Below are 22,794 nucleotides of genomic sequence, written 5' to 3'. Positions count from 1 at the left end.
CGGCCGCGGCATAGCTGTGAAACTGGTCGGGGCCGCGAATGACTCGGTTGCCCTGATAGATCGTCCAAAACCACAAGCCCGGTTCGACCTCTTGAATGTCGTACTTGACAGTCCGATGCAGCACGACGTTGCTCTTTCTTATTAGTCGAACGACGAGGACCGCCCGTTTTTGCCCACGAAACCATGAGGAGAGCCGCGATCTGGATCTCCGATAGCCGGAGGCCCACATGTTCGTCTATCGAATATACGAACTCGATGACGCGGGAAAAGTGTCTAATCGACTAGACTTACCTGCTGAAGTCGATGCTCACGAGGCGATGATCTCGGCACGGAGGTTGGCGGTCGATTGCGTTGTCGAACTCTGGCGTGGCAGTAACCTACTTGCCACGTTCAGACCTAACTAAGACTTCAGCCTGGCGACCGACTAAGCTCTCGAAACGCGCGGTAATGTCGCATGACACCTGCATACCGATAGCGTCGAAAACCAACCGCATGTTACCAAAGCACTTCGATTTGCGAATATGCCGAATGCTGGTGCGATAAATCGGCAACATCAAACAACATGCGACGCATCTAGGGTTCTCCTGCCACAACGGCGTTGGAATATGGGGACCCTAATGAAGAAGATTCTTCTGAGCTCAGTCGCGGCAATGGCGCTTGCCGGGCCGGCTTTTGCAGCCGATATGGCGCCGCGGATGTACACCAAGGCCGCGCCAGTGGTTGCGCCGATCTATAACTGGTCGGGCTTCTATGCCGGTGTCCATGCCGGCTACACGTTCGGCGATCGCACCAATGTCGAGACCTCGGGCATTCTGCCCATCAACGTCCTCAATGTCGGCGCCGGCGCACGTGCCGCATCGGTCGGCCTCGATCGCGATGGCTTTATCGGCGGCGGTCAGATCGGCTGGAACTGGCAGTCAAACTCGCCATGGGTCTGGGGTCTGGAAGCAGACATCTCCTATACGGATGTGAACACGACCGCGAACTTCGTGACCATCCTGCCTCCCGGCGCTCCGTTCAACGGCGCTGCACCCGGTGGTTCGCCGCTGAACAACACGCTGTCCTCGAAGATGGACTACTTCGGCACGGTGCGTGGTCGTCTCGGTTATGCCTGGGATCGCACGCTGATCTTCGCGACCGGTGGCCTCGCTTACGGCCAGATCGAGAATTCTGCTGTCTTCAACAACGCTGCGAATGTCCCGCAGTTCGCTGGCAGCACGCGCAACACCAAGACCGGCTACAGCGTCGGCGGCGGCATCGAACACGCCTGGACTGGCAACTGGACCGTCAAGGCCGAGTATCTCTATTACGATCTCGGCACCAATGACGTCACCGTTCCGATCCTGCCGGGCGTGGCCGGCGCTGGCGGCTATATCTCCAGCTTCAAGAACGACGGTCACATCGTTCGCGCCGGCCTGAACTACAAGTTCGGCGGCATGGGCTGGTAAGGCGAGAAGAATGCCTAAAAGAAAGCCCGGCCTCACGGCCGGGTTTTTTGCTTTGACCAATCAGCGCACGCACTCAAGGAGATGGCTGTCGGGCACTGACCTGCTTCGCCCCTTTTAGGCTAGTTGGATAACTCTAGACGCCCTCTATCGTGTATGCGACAAAACGGACGATCGTCCGCGAACCTACGTTTCCGGCGAAAACCAAATATTGGACTAGGGCTTCATTAGATCGCGACGCGCCATGTAGTGCGCCAGCACATAGAGCCGAAGTGCGGACGATAAGTTACCGTTGCCGCGTTCTTGATCTATCTTCGACGCAAGTTCGCAGAGTGGAACGTCATGCAAATCGGCGATCTCCTTGAGTCCGTCCCAAAACTCGCTCTCTAAACTGACGCTTGTTTTGTGACCGTTCAGAATAACGGAACGCTTTCGCACTGGCGACGCAGGTTTTGCCATAGCGCTCATCACTCCCTCAATGGTATTTTGAGGCACGCTCGCACGCAGGAAACCCAGTGGTCAACTCGCTCACCGACGCCCTTGCCAAAACATAGGACAAGGCAAAAACGCGAAGCGCTGATTCCACACCGTTCGGATGCTGCTCTGCCACCTGCGTGAACAGGTTCTCAGCAGAAACATTGGATGCCAAAGCGATTTCCTCCAAGCAATCCCAAAACTCTTGCTCGAGACCGATACTCACCGTGCGACCCGCTATGCCAATCTCGCGGTATTCCATGTTGCCTCTCTTCCAAAAATCACGCGAGGCTGCCTGTTCGAGGCCACCGCCTCGGCAGCTTGCGTGATGCGATCGCGGGTGCTTCTTGGAGCGTCTTGATTCCGGGGAAAACTTGAGCATAATTTTGATTATCGTCACGTCACAATCTCTCCCATGCCAAAGTCTCGTACTCCTGCCTGCCCTAAGTGCCAAGCTGCGACCGCCTGGATACGCTCGATGCCGGGAACGCCTGGCCACGTCGTCCATGCTTACGAGTGCCCAAAGTGCGGCTACATCCACACAGTAGTAGAGCAAGATCCGCTCAGGCAGGTTGAAGGATGGCTCAAGGGCGAGCTGAGGCCGCCTTCCCCATAGCGATGCCAAGAAAGCCGATCACGCGAAAATGGACAGAACAGGAGCTCGCTCGCTTGGTCGAGCTAGCAGACGGGGGAGCTACGCTCACGCGGGTGGCAGCCGCCCTTAGCCGAAATAGCGCCGTTCAGAAGAAAGCCCGTCAGCTCGGCAAACATCTTCCTGGAGCCCGGGAAGTTCGTGCCGAAATGAAATCGTCGGGTGTCACCGAACAAAAAAGAAATTAGCCGCCTAGGTAAACTACGCTGACGGTTGCTGTAACTAGCGCCAAGCCGTGATCGACCTAATCTAGGCGAGGTTCGTCGATCAAACGCATCACCGTGTAATAATCTAGAAAAGAAGAAGCTCCCGAGAGGGCATTCTCGGGAGCTCTTGGAGGTTCTTCTGATAAAACTCAGCCTTTAGTCCGACAAGTATATGACCGACGAAGATTAGTGCAACATATTAGTTAGTCAAACATCGCACAAAAAATCCCCGGCGATTTCTCGCCGGGGATTTCTGCTTCAGATATCGATCGCCGTGAGGCGGTCGGTATTAGAACGAGCGCAGGATCTGCACCGAACCGTTGTAGGCGTTCTGGTTCGACAGCGTGTAGCCGCCAACCGGGGTTGCGCGACCGGTCACAGCACCGGTGTAGGCGCCGTTGAGGTTCTGTTCCAGACGGCTGTAGGTGAACTGAGCCGACAGGGTCAGGTTACGAACCGGGGTCCAGGCGGTACGGGTACCGACCTGAGCCAGGCCAAGGTCGAAGTTGCCGGTCGTGCCAGGAGACAGGACGCCACCAGTGCTCGTGCGGCCAGCCTGGAATGCAGCAAGCATGATAGCGCTACCGTCACCGTATGAGATGTGGCTGTAGTTACCGAACACCGAGGTGCGCCAGGCGGGGTTCCAGTAGTGCTCGTAGAATGCACTGACCTGCCAGGCTTCGCTCTGGATGATCTGGCCGTTGTTCTGGTACACGCCGTCGAGCACGTAGCCGAAGCCGATGCTGTTGGAGTCAGCCTTGGCATAGCGGCCAGCACCGGTAGTGTCGGTGGTGCCACCGAAGACGTACTTGGCAGCGCCCTTGGCGTAGGTGGCTTCGAGCTTCAAGGTGTCGCCTGCGCCGGTGGGCAGGTTCTTGAACTCAACAGCACCCGTCACAGCGAAGCCGTAGGAGTCATCAGCGTGGCCGAGGCTGGTGTTACCCGCAGCGCCAGCAGCCGTAGCGTAGAAGGTCGGGGTGATGGTGTGCATCGCAGCACCGAAGTGCAGGGTGCCCCATGCCTGATCGAGGCGGAGGTTACCAACAACGTCTGGAATGTGGTTGCCGCCGTAGGCGTTACCAGCAAAGTTGTTCGACACAGTGCCGTAGCCTGGTGCAGTTGCGCCGAACGGAGCGATGAGCACCGTGTCGGTGTTCCAGAGGCCAGCGTTACGATAGGGCGAAGCGTTTTCGAGCGAGATCGTAGCCGACAGGCCGTTACCGAACGAAGCGGTGTAGGCGAGCTGCGGGATACCGGTCGCGTTGTTCGAACCAGCGTTGAAGCCCGACGAGATGTACGGCTTGGCAAGCGCCCACTGCGGGTCGAACTGCGAAACGGCCTTACCGAAGGTGAAGCCGGCGAACTGGATGAACGCGTAGTCGACTTCGGTGTAACCACCGGCGATCGATTCACGATCCTGCAGGAAGTCGAACTGGATGTTCGCGTAGGTACGGACCACACCGTATTCGGTGGCGGTACGGGTATCCGTGGTCAGGTTGATACGCTCACGGGTCGAATAGTAGTTCTGCGTGTAAGCGCCCGAACCACCAGCACCACCCTGCCAGAACGGAACGTCGTAGGTGCTGCCATTGAAGGCAACGTCCAAGCGGATTGCGCCGCCGATCTTGATGCAGGTGTCGGTGCCCGGGATGTAGTAGAAGCCTGCGCCGTAGAGCGAGCAGACTTTCACGTATTCAACAGCCTTGGCCTTGACCGGAAGGTCAGCTGCCTGGGCGCCGCCGATGGCGATCAGACCGGCCGCCGAGCCGAGGATCAGGCTCTTCAGATTCGTCATGTTAAAACCTCCAAGTTTTCACAAAAGGGAGGGTGATAGTCCCCCAACTCCCCATTTCCTCCGCTACAGTGCTTCGCGCTTTCGGAAACCCGCATAACGCGAGGCACTAAAGCGAACCACCTTAACGGGACGACTCGGGTCGCCCCGCCGCCGAAAACAGAATGCATGAGCAGCTCACATTATCAAAACACTTTGCCGCCTCAGTTCCTCAGAAGTTTAGAACCGTGGCAAACTCGCAACACACGTTTCTGTGAGCAAGCGCGATAACAGTCTGAATCAATTGAGATTCGTCCGGTATGCGCGAATCCCTCTCAGCTCAAGGGTGACAGTCGGGTGGCACAATGATTGAGACCGGTACCGCGAAAGCAGCCGTGCGCTCGCTAGAAACAATCGGTAAGTTGCTGTTTGAGACGCAGGCATTCTGGGCCAAACCGCTCGGTGTGAGCGTCCCGCAATGGAGCATTTTGTCCGCGATTGCCGAAATGGACCGCGGCGACGGCGTGCCGGTCGCAGAGGTAGCGAAACGCTGCCGCGTCGACCCGTCTTTTGTCACCGCGCAAACAAAGCTCCTTGAAAAGAGCGAGTTCCTGACCCGGCGTCAGTCTCCCGAGGATGGTCGGGTCATGTTAATGGCCCTCACCGATCGTGCACGAGGAAGTCTCAATTCCATCGACGCGCGGCGCGAAGCGCTGAACCAGTTCATATTCGCCAGCATGAGCGATTCTGATGGTGAGGCCTTCCTCGGAACGCTAGAAATGCTGGAAAAGCGGTTCGCCCAAGCGCCTCACGTTCTGGCGCTAGATGCCTGGCGCTCCCTTGATGACTGACCATGCCTGCGCCCTCCCTAGTGCGACGGCAGCAATGCGCCGATCACCGGCACTAACGAAGAACTCTTAATCTATGATCTTGTCGCTACTGGCCGGCGCGAGCGCGCGCAGAACATCTGGTAGTGATACAAAGCAGGTCAAGCGCTGAATTGACTTATCTGCTTTTGGACTGACAGTAGATGACGCCTGAGCAGGTCGAAGCTCCAGGTTCGACTGCGACGAATCGTGGTAACAGTCCCTAACCGACTAGCAGTTTACGGTATTCGCGCAGCGCTCCATAAGCCGATCCTTTTGCCAGTTGCACGTTTGCTTTTAGAACGACCTCCTTCGACGAAGGAACCTCTCGCAGAAGCGCGCTTGCTGCAGCTTGGTACTCGCCTATGTCGGTCGCCATTCCAAGATATAGACGCTGTACAGCTAGATACGCACGTTTTGCAGCGGTGTCGGCATTTTGTTCAGAAAGCGTGTGAGCTTGGCGTAAAACTGGTCCCGAGCCGTCAACGAAAAAAGTGGCTTGTTCCGGATGAATATTGACGACCCTGGTGCCGCCGATCATCAGCCACTCTTGCGGTTCAACGATCATTTTTAACGGCATCGCTGGTCTTCTCCTAAGCCACTTACGCCCAGACTTGGTTAACAAAACGCAAAAGCGGCGAGGTTTCCCCCGCCGCCTTCTGTTTCGGTTCTTGAGCTGCGCTTAGCGGAGCAGCTGGAGCACGCCCTGCTGCGACTGGTTAGCCAGCGCGAGCGAGGACACGGCGATCGACTGGCGAGTCGAAAGTGCCTGGCTGTTGGCCGCTTCCTCGTTCGTGTCGGCGAGCGTCAGGTTCGACGCACCGGTCTGCAGCACGTTGATCAGGTTCTTCGAGAAGTCCTGACGCATCTGCACGATCGAGAGGTTCGAACCGAAGGCCGAAGCTTGCGAACGAAGCTTCGAGCTGGCCGAGGTCAGCGACGCCAGAACCTTGTTGGTCGCGCTGTTGTCGATGAAGTCGGTGCCGGCGGTCAGCGACGACAGGCCCAGACCGTCCGGACCGAAGCTGACGCCAGAGATGTCGAGCTTCGACTTGCCGGTTTCGTTGAAGGTCAGCGACAGCGTGTCACCGTTGAGCAGGTTGACGCCGTTGAACGACGAGTCCTGAGCAGTGGTGCGGATGTTGTCGATCACCTGGTTGTACTGGGCGACGAAGCTTGCACGCGTTGCCTGCGAAGCCGCATCGGCCTGAGCCGAAGAGACCGTCGAAGCAGCGAACAGGTTGCCAGTGTTGGTGGCGGAACCACCGATCGCACCGATCGTGAACGAAGCAGCGTCGTTGGTCGTGGTCAGCTTGATCACACCGGTCGTGCTGATAGAGGCCTGCAGGTTGTTCGTTGCAAGTACCTTGTTCAGCTCGTCGAGGTTCGACACTTCGCCAGCGGCATCGTTGGTGCCGAAGGTGATCGACAGATCGACACCGTTGGTACCGGTCTTGCCGACGGTCAGCGTCTGGCCGGTGAGACCAGCGTTGGCCGGGGTGCTCGCAGCCGTGGTGCCTGCGGACAGACCGAGCTTGGCGAGGCCCGTACCACCGATCTGCAGATCGGCCGTGGTGCCAGCGTTCAGCGTGGTCTTGCCGCTCACAACGGCCGAACCGGTGCCGCCGCTATAGGCGTCGATCTGGGTCAGAACGCTGCCAACGGTGGCCGTCGCGAGATCCAGATAGCTGGTGTTTGCGGCAGAACCGGCTGCACCACCCGTCGACGAATCGAAGAAGGCGATGGTCTTGCTGTTCACTGTGATCGTGTCAGCCGTGGTGAAGGCGGTCGCAAGCGAGTTGGTGCCGACATTGCCCTTCAGCGTGGTGGCGCCGCTGATCGTCGCTGCGGTCGCAGGCGAAGACGTGCGGTTCTGAGCGTAGGTCGTGCCCAGGCCGAGCTTGTTGACGCCGGTGCCCGACAGCGAGATGTCGGCGAGCGTACCGGTGGTCAGCGTGATCGCGCCGGTCGTTGCGTTGAACGCAGACGTGCCGCCGGTTGCAGTGTTGATCGCCGTAAGGACGTCGCCGACCGTACCACCCTGCAGGTTGACATAGGTGGAGTTCGCAGCGGTACCAGCCGACTGACCGGCGCCCGAGTCGTAGAAGCGGATCGTGGTGCCGTTGGCAACGATGGTGTCGGAGGTCGTGAATGCCGTGCCGAGAGCATTCGAGCTGCTCGAAGCCGCGCCGCGGAGCGTCGTGGCGGCAGTTACTGCCGACGGAGACGTGCCATTGTAGTTACCGCCGGTGGTGAGGCCGAGCGAAGCGAGCGGCGTGCCCGAACCGTTGCCGATGGTCAACGCCGTGCCCGCGGCAGCGGTCAGCGTGATCGCGCCAGTGCCGCTGATGCTCGACGTACCGCCGGAAGCGGCGTCGATCGCGGCCAACAGGTCCCCAACGGTGTCGTCAGCGCGAACCTGGTTGGCGCTCTGGGCACCGGTACCGGCCGTGGTGATCGAGATCGTCGTGCCATTGACGGTGATCGAGCTGCCCGCGGTGATGGCGGTCGCCAGATCGTCGAGCGTCGTGGCGGCAGTGATCGCAGCCGGAGTACCCTGGTTGTCGACAACGTTAGAGCCCGTCACCGTACCACCGGTCGAGGTGCGGTTGTTCTGCTGAGCCGCACCGGCAGCGCCAGCGGTCGCAACGAAGGTCTGGGTGGCGTTGTTGTAGACGGTGCTGGAGGTCACCGAGCTCGTGACCTGAGCGGTCGTGGCGAGCAGGTTGTCAGCAGTTGCGCCAGAGATCGCGCTGGAAGCGGCCGACTTGGTGTAGCCGACGGTTGCCTGGAGAGCCTGGTTGGCGATCGACTTCGCGGAGTCGACGAGCTTCTGCAGCGAGGTGATGCCGGTGTTGGCAGCCTGAATGATCTGGACGCCGTTGCCAATACCATCGAGCAGGTTGTTGATGTCGCTGGCGCGATTGTTCAACGACTGGGCAGTGAAGAAGTTGGTGGGATTGTCGAGCGCCGAGTTGACCTTGTTGCCGGTCGCGAGGCGGTTCTGCGTGGTGGAGAGCAGATCAGCGGTCGACTGCAGCGAGAGCAGGTTCTGACGGACGGAGGACGAGAGTGTAATACCGGACATGTTTGAAACCTTCTGTTCAAAACTTACGCCAAATTCTTTTGGCTGCCCGTCAACATCGCCGGCAAAGTCTAATAAGTGATGAAACCGAATATCAAAATGCAGTTCGTTCCAACAATTGTCGCCGATCACAATCCATTGGTTAATAAATATATAAAGTCCGCGCTAGCTCGGCTTTTGCCCACTCAGGCCTTGGCGCGTTGGGTCGTCGATTTCTCAAACGGCCATCGCTTGATGCTATTCCAGTTGTCGGCATGGATTCGATTGACGGCGTCTACTTTACGGGGGGTGCTCGTCCCAAATCTTTTTCGGTAAGCGGCAGATCCTGAGGCTTGACCTGACCGGCTTGCTTATCCTGCATGTCCTTCGCGTGCTGCGCGTTCATTCCAATGAAAATGGCCGCGATCATCATCACGACAATCGCACCCGCAATGACAAAGAACTTCCGGGAGCTGCGCGGCGGTGGATTAGGTGTTCGCGTGGTCATCGATGCCTCTCGTGATACAACGCCAACCCGCCCTGATGTTCATAGTTCCTTCAGTGACGCCATCCCGCTATAAAGTAAGGTGTCATGACTGACTTTCGTTTGGGGGTGGACGTGGCAGAAATCATCGGCGAAATCGCACATCGTTGGGCACTCCGTGACGTCCTAGCGAAGCGACATCATTTTATGCGCGTAAGCGACGAGAAGCTGGTAAAGCTGGCCGAGCTCGCCTGGGTACGGATGAAGGGCGACGACATTGTCGTTACAGACGCCGGCCACGCCGCGCTACGTTAGCCGATCTCGAAGAACGAGCGCCTGCGCATCCATTTAAACAAATCTTTAAAGCTCGCTGCATTACAGAGTTGCATTCTCAGCAATCTTCTATTTCTGGAGTGGCGCGAATGCCCCTTCCCCGTTGCCCTAAGTGCCGACACGCGATGAATTTTGAGGCTGTGGCGAGCCAGTTTATCTGCCACAGGTGCGATGCTGCCGAGCGGGATCGGCGCAAGATTGCCGAAGAAGATCAAATCCTCCACGCATGGCCCGCAGCCGCGCGGGCCTAACAGGGCCAGATACACGATGTATTATGTACCTCTTGCGATCTGCTCGACACCTCGGAACTAAGCACCGCCCGCCAGATTTTGTGATTAGAGCAAAACGATGGGTTCGAAATGTACATGCATCAGGTGTTTAGCGTCGGCGGGTCTCACATCGCATGTCGCCGTCCGGTCCCAGAGAGCTTTAGTCGAGAAGACGCACTGGCCTATGCCAGAACGCTAGCGACAGGCTGTGTCATCGAGCTTTGGAAAGAAAATACATTGCTCGCCTCTTACGGCCCAGAGTTCGCTATCGAAGACTGCTAGTCGATAACCTGCCCTGCAAAACACCTGCGTTAACCGAGCATTATCCATAGTTAACCATGCTTGGAACGATCGGATTTAGTTCAACTTGTCCAGGAAATTATGAGGGACATCATGAGCGAGATCGAACACCTCCGAGCAGCATCGCGCCGCGCTGAGCGATTGGCCAAGAACATGCTCGACACGGTCACTATCGAGAAACTTCGGGAAGCGGCCCGATTCTATAGCCATCAAGCCGATCAGTTAGAGCAAATTCGAGCCCTCCCCCTTTGACGTCGTGGATGTGAATCTTCGGTTCGCTGGCGAGACTCGTGCTCAATTTGCTGCCTTGAGGCACGACATGACTTTTCTGATGTACACCATACGTTGGCTGACCGACACCCTCCCCCACGATCAGCAAACTGAGATATACCGCCAACGGCAGTCAGAGATGATGCAGATGATCGATCAGCTACGTGCAGGTGGTTTCGCCGGCTAGCCGCGCCGAATAATCAGTGCGAAGAGGGCAGGCTGTGACAAATTGCGACGTGCGAAGTAGCGCGCAATCGGCGACATAGAAATCCCGCTGACTTGGCTTTCCCCCACTCAAGCCTTGGCGCGTGCGGGGCCGCCTATTTCTCAGATGGCGGCCCCGCTTTTAACCCTCCGGTTTTCGGCGCCTACTTAACGGGAGGTGCGCGTCCCAAATCTTTTTCGGTAAGGGGCAGATCCTGAGGCTTAACTTGACCGGATTGCTTATCCTGCATGTCTTTGGCGTGCTGCGCGTTCATTCCAATAAAAATGGCGGCAATCATCATCACGACAATCACACCCGCAATGACGATGAACTTCCGGGAGCTGCGGGGCGGTGCATTGGGTGTTCGCGTGGTTATCGATGCCTCCTGTGTTGCATCGCCGAGCCTACTGGCCGTACTTCACCAAGACCTCTTGGCATGGCTTGGAGATCTGCGAGCGGTTCTGTTGAAGGCAGGCCAGCACCGCCATGTCGCCACCTTGGATTGCCTGCGCGCAGAAACGCTGAACACTTGGTTGGCAGGCTGCTCGATCTTCAGGGGTGCCACCGGTCCCGGCGCCTTGGGCGGATGCAGGAGCGTTGAACGCGAGGACGGCGGCGGCAAGTGCAAAGATTGTCCGGGACATAAGCGCTCCATTGTTGCCATCGACAACTGGCTGTTCCCCAGCTCGTTCCCAATCTCTTTAGCGCTGGAACAAGCTAGGTTCGGAGTTGATTGGGATAGCGACATCTTGAGAGGGAATATGGCTGAGTCCGAGGACATGAAGATTATCGTGCACGCATTCGATGACGCCCAGCGACTTCTCCGAGCTCACGTCGAGCTGTCGGCGGACGCATCAGCGACTGTTGGGCGCTTGAATGAGCTGTTCGCCGGGCCAGAAGTCGTTCAAGCGCTCGAGCGCACCCGACTGCGTTCCCTTCGCGAGAGCCTTATCACGCCACCAGGCTCCTCAACGCACAGCTGACTTGTCTCGATGTCCCACCCTTTGTCGAACGACAGCGTTTGACCTGGTCATCCTCGAAGTTTGCATCAGCTCCAACGATCGCCTCCGGGCCCAACTCGGAAACATATTTCTACGGCGGTGCAACCCGGACAGCGCCTTACCGTTCTTCGTGAAAGGCGACAAAACAAGGGTGGAGTTTCATGATGATCTTAGACCCGGCTTCTGAATTGAATGACTTTCACGCCTACGCGCGTAAGCTCAGAACGATGGCGGAAGAGCACCCTGAGCCGAGCGAACGACTTCGACTCGAGCAGATGGCTTGCCGTGTTGAGAATGATGCGTCCTCGTTTGCCCGACAGTGTGCGTTGCGTTCAACGACCAGCGCGAATGTGTAGCCGCTGCGTCGAAATTGAGCGGCAGATTGACCACTATCTCGGCCTGTCGTCTGATCCGGACCCATTGACGGCGGGGGCGGCAAAGATGGTGCTCGCAGACTTACGGGCAGAAAAGCTCGCGTTGCATCCGAATGTGGCCAACGACACCTGATCCTGAGGCTTGCGAGTTTTGGACCGGACATGCAAGATCCCGAGAAGACGATGCTGATCGCGTGCCTCCCGCCATCGTACGCGACACTGAGGTCGCGAAGCAGCCTGACGGTAGCGGCCGTCTACGTATCATAACTACTGACAACGATCAGAGCTTTACCCTTTCGGTCGATGCCGCAATCGACCTTCTCATTGACCTAAAACAGTTCCTTGGGCATCCGAAATGATGATCCACCATGTTTGTTGTCTGAGGTTACGGTGATGGCGGAGCGCAATCTTGGCGACTACGAGGTCCTAGTCAACGGACGCCGAACGGGAAGCCCATACGCAGACGTCACCCGAGGGTGGAGGCAGAGACTCGTGGCCTAAACGTGTTTGGTTAGATTGCCATAAGGATCACGAAGGGCATTCTGAAGTTTACGGCCGTTTGGCGTGGGACAAGCCTGCCGCCGGCCTGACCACTCGCTGTATCAGCTATTCTAATGGACGATTTGGACACCCTTCGCAGGACCGCGCTATATCGCTTAGAGAGGCCGCCTGCCTCCAGACTTTCCCAAGAGAATATGCGTTCTCGGGAGGTCACTCATCTCGCGCCAAGCAGGTGGGTAACGCCGTGCCTCCCTTGATGGCACGGGCGATCGGAGCTGCTATCCTCGCACACGCGGCGGAGCACTCTCCGGAGAAGTGATTTATCAGCAATTTCAATGAGGCTTCATGCGCATAAGCCGAAAGGTTTGCGACAACTTGCAGCTTCGTTCCAAAAAATTGCATCGCAGATTTGCGAACGTGTTTGTACACATATGTGGCAAAGCAGTGACACCTTCGAGGCGAGAATGTTTCTAAGGTCCTCCGGTGATTCAAACGGAGACTATCATGAAAAAGTACCTTCTCGCTTCGGCCGCTGTCGCGGTTTTGAGCGCTTCTTCCGCTTTCGCTGCTGACATGGCCGCTCGCCCCTACACCAAAGCCCCGATGGCCGCTCCTGCCGCTGTTTATGACTGGACCGGCTTCTACATCGGCGGTCACGTCGGCGGCGCCTTCCGCGGCAATTCCGACAACCTGGTCGGCGGCGGCAATGACGGTCGTTTCATGGGCGGCGGTCAAATCGGCTGGGATACCCAGTTCGGCGGCAATTGGGTTTTCGGTCTGGAAGCCAACTATAGCTTCCTCGATACCAGCAGCAGCTTTGCCAACCGTGGTCTTGGTTCGGTTACCGGCCGTCTCGGCTCGGCATGGGGCCCTACCTTGCTCTACGTGAAGGGTGGTTACGCCTGGGCTGACTCGCGCTTCACCAATGGTTTCACCGGCGACGCAGGTCGCAACGGCTACACCGTGGGCGGCGGTATCGAATACCTGTTCAACCGCAACTGGTCGGGCAAGATCGAATATCAGTACTATGATTTCGGCACGACCACCTTCCTGACGCCCACGTTCGCAGTTGGTGGCTTCCGGAACGACGAGCACACCGTCAAAGCCGGTCTGAATTATCGCTTCAACTGGGGCAACTTCGGCGCCGGCGCGTTCTAAGCTCGACCAGCTTATTCTCCAGGAACAACACAAGCCCGGCTTCGCGCCGGGCTTTTTCTTAAAAATGATGCGCGATGGACGACCACACTCACGAACTCATGACGCTGATCATCTTTCTTGTCCTGGCCGCTGCAATGATTTCTGCGGCCAAACGCGAAAGGCCTCCTTCGCGCTGGTAAGCGACCGTCGAGCGAGCCCTCGGGCCTCAATCTTGCAATTTCGAGGCAGGTGCGTAAATTTGCGACGACAGATACCTTTTTCGCCATGCCAAAAACCTGCACACCACCCTGCTCTAAGTGCGAAGCCCCAACCGCCTGGATTCGCTCGATGACGGGAAAGCCAGACTTCGTTGTGCACGCATACGAGTGCCCACGATGTGGCTATATTCAAACGGTTGTTGAGCCGGGTCCGCTGAAGCAAGCCGAAGGCTGGCTCAACGGCGACCTCCGCCCACCTACCCGCTGAACATGCCGCGCTCACTCCTCACCCGACAATGGACTGACGACGAGACAGCGCTCCTAAGCGAACATGCGGGCAGCTCTGTCGAGTGTCGGATAACGGACAGACCCAGAGGCGCAGGCTTGCTATGGGCCTGTACTATTCGCCTTCACCTCTGAGATGCCTTATGCAATCGACCGTAGACACATGGGCAGAGCAGTCCCGTCAATTGCGACAGCGAGCCGCGGAGTTGCCGGCAGGAGAAGAGCGCGATCGATTGGTTGCTCAAGCTGACCAATTGGACACGGCCGTTGACATGACGAAGATGCTTGCCATCCGCCGGCCGCAGCGAAAGTAAGAACGGCAAGGGAACAGTTGGGCGGGCCCCGCTCCCTGGCTGGAGGCACAGGAGGCGAGGCCGTCTCCGCGCCCGTGGTCAAAGCCGGGCGTTTGAATCAAACTCTACATTTCACATGAGTTCCTCGTCTGGGCTGCTGTGAGGGCAATTCCATACCGCCTAGGCTGAGACGTCTCGGAATGCCGACATCTGAGACATTGGTAGGAGCACCACTCCCACCCGTCTCGCCTCATCTTCCGGCCAATGGTGATCATGTTTGTCCCGCAATTGGGACACGGTGGCCGCTCGGGGCACCCTAGAATATTCGATTGCGGCATTTGCGCCTTTTCCCAAATGATGGGAAGAGCTACGGGACGATGAGCGGCAGGTTTCGATAAACTTTTGGTAGCAAACGTCCATACAGCGAGCCGTTACCGAAAAGCTGGTGCCGTCCACAGCGCAGATGCTTCAATGGCCTCCGCTCTAGCTACAGCCTCTTCCGCGGATGTGACGAAATGCTCCTTCACCCCAGTGCCCCTCGCAGTTTCGGCATCTTGTCGAAAACGCGCCGCGAGGTCCCGCAGGGCGGCTGGATCAGGCTGCAAATCAAAACTCGCTTGGCATTCCTTGCTCTCGATTGGATTTGCTCGATCCGCTCCGGGAATAACGGTCCCGTTTCTCTCAGTCTTCACCAACTGGCCCTCCATGTTTGAGGCATAAGCCTCTCAAACTGCGGGGGTTCCACGAAGACCGGCGCTGGCGCATCTCGCTGAGATCGGGCCGCTATGTGCCGGTCGGCGGTCGGGTCTCTCGTTGACGCTTCGGAACGAACAAGTGGCAATCCGCTTGAGTCCGCCGTGAGTTAGTGGAGTTGCGTATGTCCTGGGACACCCCGTTGCCTGCCCCTATTCCCCTGCCCGGCTTAAAGCCATTGGTGACGCTTCGGGACGCGGGCATGCTTATTCAAAAGCTGCCGAAATCCCAAGCTGACCTGCCTGCTTGGCAGACGGCCACTGAGGCACTGCTATTAGCAGCCGACGATCGCGGCCCGCTGATGCATGCTCAGGTAGGCATGATGCAGGCGTTACATCCGCAGGACGCTGTCTACGACACCAGTCGAAAGGGCCCTCACTGGGGCCGCCGAAAGCTGGTGCGCGATCAATGAGCGAGTCGCATGACATGGAGCAGGTTTTGGCCACACTTGAAGAGGCGAGGATGGTGGCAAGCCGCGCGACCGCCGAAGGGCTGAGCCAGACAGAAGCGCTGAAGCGTCTGACGACGATCCTCGACGACGCTGCTTTGGTTCGAAGCCTTTCGCGATTACGACGCCGGCCAATCGAGAGATTTTCAACGTGACGATGCGACTTATGAGCCAAGCGGCTCGACGCGCGCCATCGTCGCCCGGATGACCTGATCGCGCTTGTTTAGACAGCTTAACAAGAACTCTGCGCTATCGAGCGCCAAGCTGGTCTGCCAACGTCCATTCACAGCAGCAGGCGTGTTCGTGCCCAAATCCTAGATGGCCCAGCCGGTGTCCAACATTCGCACCTCGTAACGCATGCTGTGATCATTGCTCACGGCTTGGATTCGTCAACGAGCGGTGCAGCAGAGGCCGGCGCTGTTATCCAAGAGGCCGATTGCGCGCCTGACGCGTACTTACGGAACGCGACCGGGCGGCCCAATCAGGAACGAATCAGCCGCATTCCACTTGAGTCCGCCGTTCAGTAGCGGAGTTGCGTATCATGCGTTCGGATTGGAGCCCATCCGTTGTACCTGCAGGCGTGCACGACACCGTATATCTGGTAGTTGATTGCAGCGCCTCGGGATGTGTTTGGCGCGAGGCCGGCATTGGCGCCACCGATCTCGAAACGGTGATCAAAGATCTGATGGTGGGTGAGTACGCTGATCCGCTCTGCGTAGTCGCTCTGAACGTTACAGAGAATTGGTCGCGCGACGTCACGGCAGACATTGCCCAGGAAATACAGGCGCGCTGCGACCTAGCCTACGAAGACATCTCTCCATGGCTTGAAGACTTCGTACACCGCCACGTGAGCCCCGAGGAACAATCACCCTTGAGGCTTCGGTGATGGAATTTCAGTCCTTCGATAGCTCCGGCCGCTGCTGCCCCGGTGTCCCGATATTCTGCTCGAACTAGTTGGGCATCTCGGCGCTGCCATATTCAGTCAGATAAGATCGACCGGCGGCTGGTAGCGACGGACAATAACGGCGCTATATAGCGCCGAGCCTAGGACATGAAGCTCTCTTTCGAGGCTCAGCCCGAAGCCGTGATCGCAACGTCGTCATTGCTGAACAGCTGGGCCCTACGGCTGGTCAAAGTCGATTAAATCCGCAAAGAGCCGACCGGCGCAGCACCGGACGGCTGTCAAATCGACCATATTGCGTTACTTGCCGGCTCCGATGTTGCCGCCTTTGATGTTGCCGAGCGAGTTGGAGCCTTGCCCTGAGTTGCCGTTGTTGCCTCGAATAGCGGCGTTGCCTCCGGTGTATCCGCGCCCTTGACCCGTAGTCACTCCCTGACTGGTTTTCATCCCTTGCATATTATGTCGTTTCATCTTTTTGGCCGACGCTGGTGTCGCCAGTGCAGCCGTGGCGATGACCGCAGCAACGCCGAGAGTGAGGACCGTTTTCATTTTGTATGACCTGTTTGCTATTTCACTGCCATTCGAACAGCGGCTGGTGTGTCTTGTTCCTGCGATCATCACTCATTCGACGATGACCCAGGCCGGCCCGCCCATTCGATTTCGCGAGCGGCGGCGCACTTTCGGTGCATGGCTCACGCACGAGCCTGGCGCGATGCTCAGCAATCGGGCCGACACTAAACACTAAGATTCGGGCTCGGCAAATTGCGCACAGCCGCAATGATGATCACAAGAAGCCACTTCATAGACCTGCACTGGTAATTCAGAAATTTCGAGACCGGAGTGCTCTCCACCACCATTGGCGGGCTGGAGCGCGTGGGAATCGGGTTGCGCGTAGGGCCTTTGGAACGAGTAACCCTCGTGCTGCTTGGCTCATTAGCCGCGGGGCGTCCCAACTACCCGAGGTTAGGCTCGACGTGCACGGCCCCCAGCTCAGTCGTCGAGCCGCTCACCGCAAGTGCTATAGGGTTTGGTTACGACTGCATGATCTAAGGAAATCGACTGCCGAGAATTCGTCCAACACGCCGAGATTGATTCGGTCGCTCACCGATACGTGTGTTGTAGCTTGGTGGACGGAATGGAACCCCATCGACCAATTGGCAAACCATTGATCAGCATGATTCCCCCGCTGCAGCGTTCTCAATTCGGCATGTCGGACGTCAGCCGATATGCGATCGAACGTGCTAATAACAGGTCCCGGTTCGCCCTCAAGGGCCTGGAGAAACTGACCTCTCGAATAGACGAGCATGCCAGTCACACCTGACGCATCATTATTCGAACGTGCCACACGTAGAAGGTGACGGAGCTGTTCTTCTGAAAACGCGGCGACAGCGGTGCTAACATAGACAATACGAAACATGAATCTCTCCCCCTCGTACTATTTCAATTCCGGGTTTTTGAAAGGGTTCAAGGCCAACGCTAGTGTTTGGTTTCTCGTCTCTAAACTCGCTCGCGAATCTGCAGAACGTGGTAGCTGAGCCCGAATGAGCGACGAAATCAGCTACCTAAAGGCCCGCTACTGCCGATCTGTCTTAGCAACCGCTAACATCAGTTCCCTGGAAAAGGCGCGCCACTTGGCTCGTTGTCTAATCTCCGAGCCTTTGACCCCCGACACATCACGCGAAGTTCAGGTCGCTGAAAGAGACGCCCTCACTTCGATCCTCACTCTGCATGAGCGATTTGATTCACGAAGTGCTGCTGCGGTGGCAGGCGACTGGAAGAGTGTCATGATGGTGTCGTCCGATAGACGCGTGCAACGCGATGAAAATAGATCTTTCAGTGAGCGCGGCGCTTTTTGATGACATCGATCCCGCAGCGGAGACCTTACAACAGCGTATGATCGGCTGCGATTGCGAGCTTCATTTAAACGATCGCTTCCGCTTGGAAGACCATTGCGCCCACTCTCTCGCGATGAGCCAGCGCGAAGCCGATGATTATTGTCCAGTCTCGAGCGGCGATTGATTGCCAAAAGACATAAGGGCTCTTCGCGCCAGGTCTTCCGTCATGTCTACAATATAGGCAGCGTAATGCTTCTCGATCATCTCCACAGAGGTGTCGTGCAATGCTGCGACGAGGCGCACCGGCAAGCCTGCCCGCAGGCCTCGGACGATGGAGCTATGGCGAAGCGCATACATCACCGTCCCAATTGGGAGTGATGCTCGCGTGACCACTTCGGCCCACTGCTGATTGATTTCGAATGCATACTTCCAGCGATCACGCCGTTCTTTGATCCATTTTCCTGGTCCACCAGCTTTTTTGTGCCACCACCGCTGGAGCAGAGGCTCGTCGAGAGACCGGTCTGCGAATCCTGAAGCGAAGCGATCAAGTACGGATGCTGAGAGCGGGATGGCAACTTTTGTTCCTGGCTCCCGGTTCTTGCCCTTGTTTGAGCTGGGCATCATTATACGTCGCTGGACCAATTGCAGATCCACTACATCTAGCTGCGTCAATTGCGAGAAACGTGCACCAGTGCTAGCGGCCAGAATAACCAGCTCACCAAAATCTTGATCAATTTCGAACGCTACGTCCACCGCAGCGCGAACCTGCTTATCGGTCAAGAGCTGACGTCGCGGCGCGCTTCCCGCAATTTCGGCCTTTGTGCCAACTTTAATCTCGCTCACCGTAAACGCAGGCAGGGTGCGACGGTGCTTTACCGCAGCTGCATTAAGGGCCGCACGAAGGTCGTTCAGCATCCGATTTTTTGTGGTCGCTTTGAGCTCAATCGGCAGCCGAGACCTCCATCGTTCAATGTCCCCTGCAACCAGCTTCGCGATTTTTACTCCGGCAAACTCTCTGTCGTTTAAGACATGCAACTTAAGGGAGCGCTCAGATCCCGATCTGCCGGCTCGCACCTTCCGAGCGTCTGCATACTCTTCAACCACTAACCGAACCGTGGGAATTTTGGCGACCGCGCTCGTCAGTTGCCCCGCCTCAATGCCAGACGCTTGGCGTTTTCCCCATTCGAGGACCGCGGCTAAAGCAGCAGTGAAAGTCAGAGCACCAGGCGTCTCGCCATTTCCAACCGCCCCGATCCGCTCCTCGAACCGATGGCCGTCGATCACAATCTTCGCGATCCAAGTCCCGGCGTCTCGATTTGATGGACGGAAGCCAAGTGAAAGCCCTCCCCGGCCCCCGCTTACACCTTGCCAGTAAGGATTCTTTCTAAATGGCAGTTTGCCCCGCTTTGCGGCGGTATCGATCGCGCTTGCCAATACTTCATCTCACACAAAAGTCTCACACAGAGGGGTATGATGCCCGTGATGACAATGATTGTGAAGTAAATGATTTCAACACGTTATAGACATCACCGACATCCAACAAAGCCGCAAACGGCTCTTCACACGGGAGAGGTCCAAGGTTCGATCCCTTGTGCGCCCACCATTCAAGTCATCCGAGAACAATCAATTGGTCATCGCGCTGGCGTCGGCGCCGCGCATGAGGGCCAGAGCCAACGCGTCATCAAGCCATGCCGGCTTTCCGAGCCAGCGTGCTAGCGTCATCACTGGCCCGTTTCTGGGCCGGAGGACCAAGCCATGCCTAAGGGTGAGCAGCGCGGCAATCGTGAGACCAAGAAGCCGAAGAAGGTGAAGCCGAAGGAAATCGCTGCCAATGCCTCCACCAAGGGAGTTCTGAACATCTCCGCCGTGAAGAAGAAATAGCCCAAACGCAGCGCCGGGCTTGTCCTGGCGCGGCGGTCTATATGCGAACGGAGAGCGCGGGACGTCCGCTTCAAAGCCCGAACAGACCGGCCAACACCGGCACCAGGATGAAAGCCACGAGCCCAAGCGCGCCGCCGATCGCGAACTTCATCCGACGCCCTGGGATCTTCGTATCGAGCCAGGTGAGTAGCTTGATTACGAGCACGCTGGCCCAACGCCATATCACGACGCGAATGATCGAGATCAGAACGTCTGCGAACAGATTGGCCATGATCAATGGTCTTGCGGCTCGCCGCCAAGGTTCATCGCGCTGCGAGTTCGCTAATCGCTTCAGAGACAGGAATCATCGTCAGGCGAGAGTTGAATGACACCACCGCTCAGCCAGAGAAGCTTTTTCGTCGCAGGGCTGAACCTTTCCGGCAGCCGCGCGTCTACTGAGCGTGGGTGGTCCCCCAAGCGCCCACAAATCCCCAGACTGGAAGCCCCGTTCCCCCGACGGGGCTTTCATCTGTCTGGAAGAAGTGCTTTGCACCTTTTTACAAACGCCGCGACGAAATCTCGCGTCACGCCGATCTTCAATCGAGGGAGATCGACTGTCGGCGAGACGATCCCCGCCAGCTCGTCGGCGAGGACGGCAGGTCCAGTCGCGATGCAGAGCACTCTGGTACCCGAGGACCATCCAAAGAAAGACCCTTCGATACGCGCAGGTCCAGCGCAATGTGTGACATTGCCGGTAAGACCGACTGCGCGACTGCCGATGATTGCTTCAAACCGAAATGCCTGGGCATCGCATCCTCCTTCCGCGGACAGCCTGACAGCGCCAATCAACGTGCCGTGGTCCGAGCCATGGATACTATGCGCGGCCATGCTTGAAAGAGACTTGCGTTACGTCAATCAATTTGCGTTTTCGCCGCTCGCCTGCATCCGCAGTTCGCACAAACACGAAATCTGATGAGGTCATCACTCCGCGACGCATGTTCAGTGAGGTTTCATTACCCATGATTGCCCACTCTTCTCACATTGATCGCGAGATTCGGAGTGGGGACTATGACTGTGCAAAACGAGCAGGAGCGTCTGGTTGCCGATACGCTGGCTTTCGTCCAGCGCCTTGCGGAGCAGCCCGCCGAGACTGCCAGTCCGTCAACATTCGCTACGGCGATGGCTGCTCCCCGAGTGCCGCGCTACGCCACGGAGACTGACCTGCGCCAGGAAATGCGATCGCGCCTCGAGGCATTTCGCAACAGGCAACGTTTCCTCGAAATCGAGCGGGAAGCCTATTACCAGCAGGCCATGCAGCGCATTCGTGCGGTTACGGAGTCATACGCCCCGCTCTAGCTGCGCGCAGGTTTGCGAAAGTCTTCGCTACTTCAAGCTTGACGGCAGGATCGCTTTCACATCGATCACAGCCACTTCGTTTCCACCTTCCGAGACGGCGACAACGAAGCGCGGGATACGCTGCTGACCAAGTTTGATGGCTTCGGCCAGAATTTCGCGCGCCGAAAGTAACGCTTGCTCACGCGCAGCCGCGATGCCCGGAAGATCACTGCCCTCCGCATCACAAATCACATCGTCGCCATCGACGAGATGGAGAAAGTATTTTGCCATGGCTGCCGCTCTTTCAATGAGGGACAAGCTACTTGTGGGTAACTAGTTTCGCTGCAAAGGGCGGGCGTCTCGCATTTGGCCTACACGATCCCGCATCTGCGCATCCATGGCGCGATCGATCCGTCCGACGCTCACGGCGGCGCGCACATGCTCACCCGCCAGTTCCTGCCACCGCCGCGCTTCAGCCAGCCAGAATGCGCGATCTGAATCATCACGATCTGCCTGCTCTCGGCAGATCGCAGCCTGCGCTTCGCAAATCGTTCGCCGGTCCATGATCGTTGCTCGCGCATTGAACCAGATCACAGTCTAGCAGCTCATCAATATCCGTCGGTCCGCTAGCCGACATTCGGCGGAAAAAGACGATCGTAGTGGTGGCGCACGTCTTCATGGCATTCACAGGCCCAGCGCCGGATCTTCTCGACGTCCAATATCTGAATACGGCCGCGGCTATGGGAGATCATGCCGGCCTTCTGCAGTTCGATGGCGACGCCCGTGACGCTGGTGCGCCGCACGCCCATCATTTGCGCAAGGAACTGCTGGGTGACGGTGAGTTCGTCTCCCGCGAGCTCGCGCATGCGCAGCAGCCATTTGCAGGTTCGCGCCTGCACCGAATGCACTGCATTGCACGCAGCTGTCTGCTGCACCTGCGCCAGATGGAAATGTTCGTAGGACATCATCATCCGGCGAAAGGCCGGATGCTTCTCCGCCAGATGGACGATGAACTTGGCATCGAAGCTCGAGGCCGGGCCACCGACCTGCACCGCAACATGATTGAGCGAGATCTTGTCGTCGAGCGCAAGGCCCGCGCCGAACTGACCATCGCGGCCAATCATGCCGGTCTCGATGGCACCGCCGCCGGCAAGCTCGACCACGCAAGAGATGATGCCTGCGTGGGGGAAATACACTTTCTCGATGGTATCGTGCGCCTCGGCAAGCACATCGCCCTGAGACAGCTCGACCACGACAGCATGCTTGGCCAGCTCCTCATATATCGCAGTCTCCATACGCGATAGGAGGCTGTTATCGTGCTGTCTCATAATTGCTCCCGTAAGCAGACCGAAGGGAGCGCAGTCGAATTACCCGTTGGGAGCACTGACCATTCTCGTCCCCCGTCCTTCAGCTGGAACAACGGATACTTGTCCGTTCCGACCATGTCGGTCCGGTACCCGACACTACCGATTCAAAATCCGTCAGGGAGCTTTGCGTTCCACGCAATGACCGCG

The 22,794-nt window shown here is 57.6% G+C and carries 27 protein-coding genes and 1 pseudogene; 15 read left to right on the top strand and 13 right to left on the bottom strand.

The features are described 5' to 3' along the window. Nucleotides 1-617 precede the first annotated feature (617 nt). The gene (locus AC1RQ5_RS09740; RefSeq protein ID WP_493198560.1) at nt 618-1,448 is read left to right on the top strand and encodes an outer membrane protein; all 831 of its coding nucleotides are present in this window, start codon (nt 618-620) and stop codon (nt 1,446-1,448) included. A 213-nt stretch (nt 1,449-1,661) separates the two neighbouring features. On the opposite strand, the gene AC1RQ5_RS09735 is transcribed toward AC1RQ5_RS09740, so the two are convergent. The 3 genes from AC1RQ5_RS09735 to AC1RQ5_RS09725 all read right to left on the bottom strand — a co-directional run bounded on the left by AC1RQ5_RS09735 (nt 1,662) and on the right by AC1RQ5_RS09725 (nt 4,572). Then, a complete protein-coding gene (locus tag AC1RQ5_RS09735; protein ID WP_493198558.1) occupies nt 1,662-1,904 on the bottom strand; it encodes a ribbon-helix-helix domain-containing protein in 243 nt (80 codons plus the stop codon). Nucleotides 1,905-1,920: 16 nt separating this feature from the next. Next, a complete protein-coding gene (locus AC1RQ5_RS09730) occupies nt 1,921-2,181 on the bottom strand; it encodes a ribbon-helix-helix domain-containing protein (protein WP_493198556.1) in 261 nt (86 codons plus the stop codon). Nucleotides 2,182-3,066: 885 nt separating this feature from the next. Beyond that, complete coding sequence (locus tag AC1RQ5_RS09725) at nt 3,067-4,572, bottom strand: porin (protein ID WP_493198554.1); 1,506 nt, start codon at nt 4,570-4,572, stop codon at nt 3,067-3,069. A 341-nt stretch (nt 4,573-4,913) separates the two neighbouring features. On the opposite strand from AC1RQ5_RS09725, the gene AC1RQ5_RS09720 reads away from it, so the two are divergent. Next, entirely contained in the window at nt 4,914-5,399 is a 486-nt protein-coding gene (locus AC1RQ5_RS09720) for a MarR family winged helix-turn-helix transcriptional regulator (protein WP_493198552.1), read from the top strand. Between the two features lie 238 nt (nt 5,400-5,637). Here AC1RQ5_RS09720 and AC1RQ5_RS09715 read toward each other — a convergent pair whose 3' ends face one another. The 3 genes from AC1RQ5_RS09715 to AC1RQ5_RS09705 all read right to left on the bottom strand — a co-directional run bounded on the left by AC1RQ5_RS09715 (nt 5,638) and on the right by AC1RQ5_RS09705 (nt 8,986). Continuing rightward, nucleotides 5,638-5,994, bottom strand: a complete 357-nt coding sequence (locus AC1RQ5_RS09715) for a flagellar biosynthesis repressor FlbT (protein WP_493198550.1) — start codon at nt 5,992-5,994, stop codon at nt 5,638-5,640. 102 nt (nt 5,995-6,096) lie between these two features. Next, the gene (locus tag AC1RQ5_RS09710) at nt 6,097-8,502 is read right to left on the bottom strand and encodes a flagellin N-terminal helical domain-containing protein (RefSeq protein WP_493198548.1); all 2,406 of its coding nucleotides are present in this window, start codon (nt 8,500-8,502) and stop codon (nt 6,097-6,099) included. 271 nt (nt 8,503-8,773) lie between these two features. Next, nucleotides 8,774-8,986 carry a hypothetical protein gene (locus AC1RQ5_RS09705; protein ID WP_493198546.1) on the bottom strand — a complete coding sequence of 71 codons (213 nt, stop codon included), beginning with the start codon at nt 8,984-8,986 and terminating at the stop codon, nt 8,774-8,776. Between the two features lie 84 nt (nt 8,987-9,070). Here AC1RQ5_RS09705 and AC1RQ5_RS09700 point away from each other — a divergent pair, with 84 nt between their 5' ends. Then, nucleotides 9,071-9,277 (top strand): hypothetical protein, encoded by a 207-nt coding sequence (locus tag AC1RQ5_RS09700; protein ID WP_493198544.1) that lies wholly within the window; start codon nt 9,071-9,073, stop codon nt 9,275-9,277. Here the strand turns inward: AC1RQ5_RS09700 and AC1RQ5_RS09695 are convergent. After that, on the bottom strand, nt 9,274-9,561 hold the full coding sequence (locus tag AC1RQ5_RS09695; RefSeq protein ID WP_493198542.1) for a hypothetical protein: 288 nt from the start codon (nt 9,559-9,561) through the stop codon (nt 9,274-9,276). The two genes, AC1RQ5_RS09700 and AC1RQ5_RS09695, sit on opposite strands and share 4 nt — an antisense overlap. A gap of 396 nt (nt 9,562-9,957) precedes the next feature. Here AC1RQ5_RS09695 and AC1RQ5_RS09690 point away from each other — a divergent pair, with 396 nt between their 5' ends. From AC1RQ5_RS09690 to AC1RQ5_RS09655, 8 genes and pseudogenes are all read left to right on the top strand, one after another. After that, nucleotides 9,958-10,116, top strand: coding sequence for a hypothetical protein (locus AC1RQ5_RS09690; protein ID WP_493198540.1), 159 nt, complete (start codon nt 9,958-9,960; stop codon nt 10,114-10,116). 67 nt (nt 10,117-10,183) lie between these two features. Next, nucleotides 10,184-10,321 carry a hypothetical protein gene (locus AC1RQ5_RS09685; RefSeq protein WP_493198538.1) on the top strand — a complete coding sequence of 46 codons (138 nt, stop codon included), beginning with the start codon at nt 10,184-10,186 and terminating at the stop codon, nt 10,319-10,321. Between the two features lie 302 nt (nt 10,322-10,623). Next, the gene (locus AC1RQ5_RS09680) at nt 10,624-11,322 is read left to right on the top strand and encodes a hypothetical protein (RefSeq protein ID WP_493198536.1); all 699 of its coding nucleotides are present in this window, start codon (nt 10,624-10,626) and stop codon (nt 11,320-11,322) included. A 918-nt stretch (nt 11,323-12,240) separates the two neighbouring features. Continuing rightward, nucleotides 12,241-12,534 (top strand): annotated as a pseudogene (locus AC1RQ5_RS09675) (DNA cytosine methyltransferase); the annotation flags it as partial. A 185-nt stretch (nt 12,535-12,719) separates the two neighbouring features. Further along, on the top strand, nt 12,720-13,373 hold the full coding sequence (locus AC1RQ5_RS09670) for an outer membrane protein (RefSeq protein WP_493198534.1): 654 nt from the start codon (nt 12,720-12,722) through the stop codon (nt 13,371-13,373). A 1,652-nt stretch (nt 13,374-15,025) separates the two neighbouring features. Then, nucleotides 15,026-15,313 carry a hypothetical protein gene (locus AC1RQ5_RS09665; RefSeq protein WP_493198532.1) on the top strand — a complete coding sequence of 96 codons (288 nt, stop codon included), beginning with the start codon at nt 15,026-15,028 and terminating at the stop codon, nt 15,311-15,313. After that, nucleotides 15,310-15,504: a hypothetical protein gene (locus AC1RQ5_RS09660; protein ID WP_493198530.1), complete on the top strand. Its 195-nt coding sequence runs from the start codon at nt 15,310-15,312 to the stop codon at nt 15,502-15,504. Before AC1RQ5_RS09665 ends, AC1RQ5_RS09660 begins: the two co-directional genes overlap by 4 nt. A 386-nt stretch (nt 15,505-15,890) precedes the next feature. Next, nucleotides 15,891-16,235: a hypothetical protein gene (locus AC1RQ5_RS09655; RefSeq protein WP_493198528.1), complete on the top strand. Its 345-nt coding sequence runs from the start codon at nt 15,891-15,893 to the stop codon at nt 16,233-16,235. Nucleotides 16,236-16,550: 315 nt separating this feature from the next. Here AC1RQ5_RS09655 and AC1RQ5_RS09650 read toward each other — a convergent pair whose 3' ends face one another. Together AC1RQ5_RS09650 and AC1RQ5_RS09645 are read right to left on the bottom strand one after the other, a co-directional pair. Further along, nucleotides 16,551-16,799: a hypothetical protein gene (locus tag AC1RQ5_RS09650; protein ID WP_493198526.1), complete on the bottom strand. Its 249-nt coding sequence runs from the start codon at nt 16,797-16,799 to the stop codon at nt 16,551-16,553. Between the two features lie 469 nt (nt 16,800-17,268). Then, nucleotides 17,269-17,667: a BLUF domain-containing protein gene (locus tag AC1RQ5_RS09645; protein ID WP_493198524.1), complete on the bottom strand. Its 399-nt coding sequence runs from the start codon at nt 17,665-17,667 to the stop codon at nt 17,269-17,271. 124 nt (nt 17,668-17,791) lie between these two features. Here AC1RQ5_RS09645 and AC1RQ5_RS09640 point away from each other — a divergent pair, with 124 nt between their 5' ends. Beyond that, nucleotides 17,792-18,106: a hypothetical protein gene (locus AC1RQ5_RS09640; RefSeq protein ID WP_493198522.1), complete on the top strand. Its 315-nt coding sequence runs from the start codon at nt 17,792-17,794 to the stop codon at nt 18,104-18,106. Nucleotides 18,107-18,241: 135 nt separating this feature from the next. On the opposite strand, the gene AC1RQ5_RS09635 is transcribed toward AC1RQ5_RS09640, so the two are convergent. Continuing rightward, nucleotides 18,242-19,519, bottom strand: a complete 1,278-nt coding sequence (locus AC1RQ5_RS09635; protein WP_493198520.1) for a tyrosine-type recombinase/integrase — start codon at nt 19,517-19,519, stop codon at nt 18,242-18,244. A 321-nt stretch (nt 19,520-19,840) separates the two neighbouring features. On the opposite strand from AC1RQ5_RS09635, the gene AC1RQ5_RS09630 reads away from it, so the two are divergent. Then, nucleotides 19,841-19,966 carry a hypothetical protein gene (locus tag AC1RQ5_RS09630; protein WP_493198518.1) on the top strand — a complete coding sequence of 42 codons (126 nt, stop codon included), beginning with the start codon at nt 19,841-19,843 and terminating at the stop codon, nt 19,964-19,966. 70 nt (nt 19,967-20,036) lie between these two features. Here the strand turns inward: AC1RQ5_RS09630 and AC1RQ5_RS09625 are convergent, their stop codons facing one another. After that, the gene (locus tag AC1RQ5_RS09625; RefSeq protein WP_493198516.1) at nt 20,037-20,237 is read right to left on the bottom strand and encodes a hypothetical protein; all 201 of its coding nucleotides are present in this window, start codon (nt 20,235-20,237) and stop codon (nt 20,037-20,039) included. A gap of 776 nt (nt 20,238-21,013) precedes the next feature. Here AC1RQ5_RS09625 and AC1RQ5_RS09620 point away from each other — a divergent pair. Continuing rightward, nucleotides 21,014-21,301: a hypothetical protein gene (locus AC1RQ5_RS09620; RefSeq protein ID WP_493198514.1), complete on the top strand. Its 288-nt coding sequence runs from the start codon at nt 21,014-21,016 to the stop codon at nt 21,299-21,301. A 27-nt stretch (nt 21,302-21,328) separates the two neighbouring features. On the opposite strand, the gene AC1RQ5_RS09615 is transcribed toward AC1RQ5_RS09620, so the two are convergent. Then, nucleotides 21,329-21,571 (bottom strand): DUF6894 family protein, encoded by a 243-nt coding sequence (locus AC1RQ5_RS09615; protein ID WP_493198512.1) that lies wholly within the window; start codon nt 21,569-21,571, stop codon nt 21,329-21,331. 75 nt (nt 21,572-21,646) lie between these two features. Here AC1RQ5_RS09615 and AC1RQ5_RS09610 point away from each other — a divergent pair, with 75 nt between their 5' ends. Continuing rightward, nucleotides 21,647-21,778 carry a hypothetical protein gene (locus AC1RQ5_RS09610; RefSeq protein WP_493198510.1) on the top strand — a complete coding sequence of 44 codons (132 nt, stop codon included), beginning with the start codon at nt 21,647-21,649 and terminating at the stop codon, nt 21,776-21,778. A gap of 128 nt (nt 21,779-21,906) precedes the next feature. On the opposite strand, the gene AC1RQ5_RS09605 is transcribed toward AC1RQ5_RS09610, so the two are convergent. Continuing rightward, entirely contained in the window at nt 21,907-22,608 is a 702-nt protein-coding gene (locus AC1RQ5_RS09605) for a Crp/Fnr family transcriptional regulator (protein ID WP_398476015.1), read from the bottom strand. Nucleotides 22,609-22,794: the final 186 nt, after the last annotated feature.

Source organism: Tardiphaga sp. GW821-FHT12E02, assembly GCF_058807155.1.
This window is presented reverse-complemented; position numbering and strand designations above follow the sequence as displayed.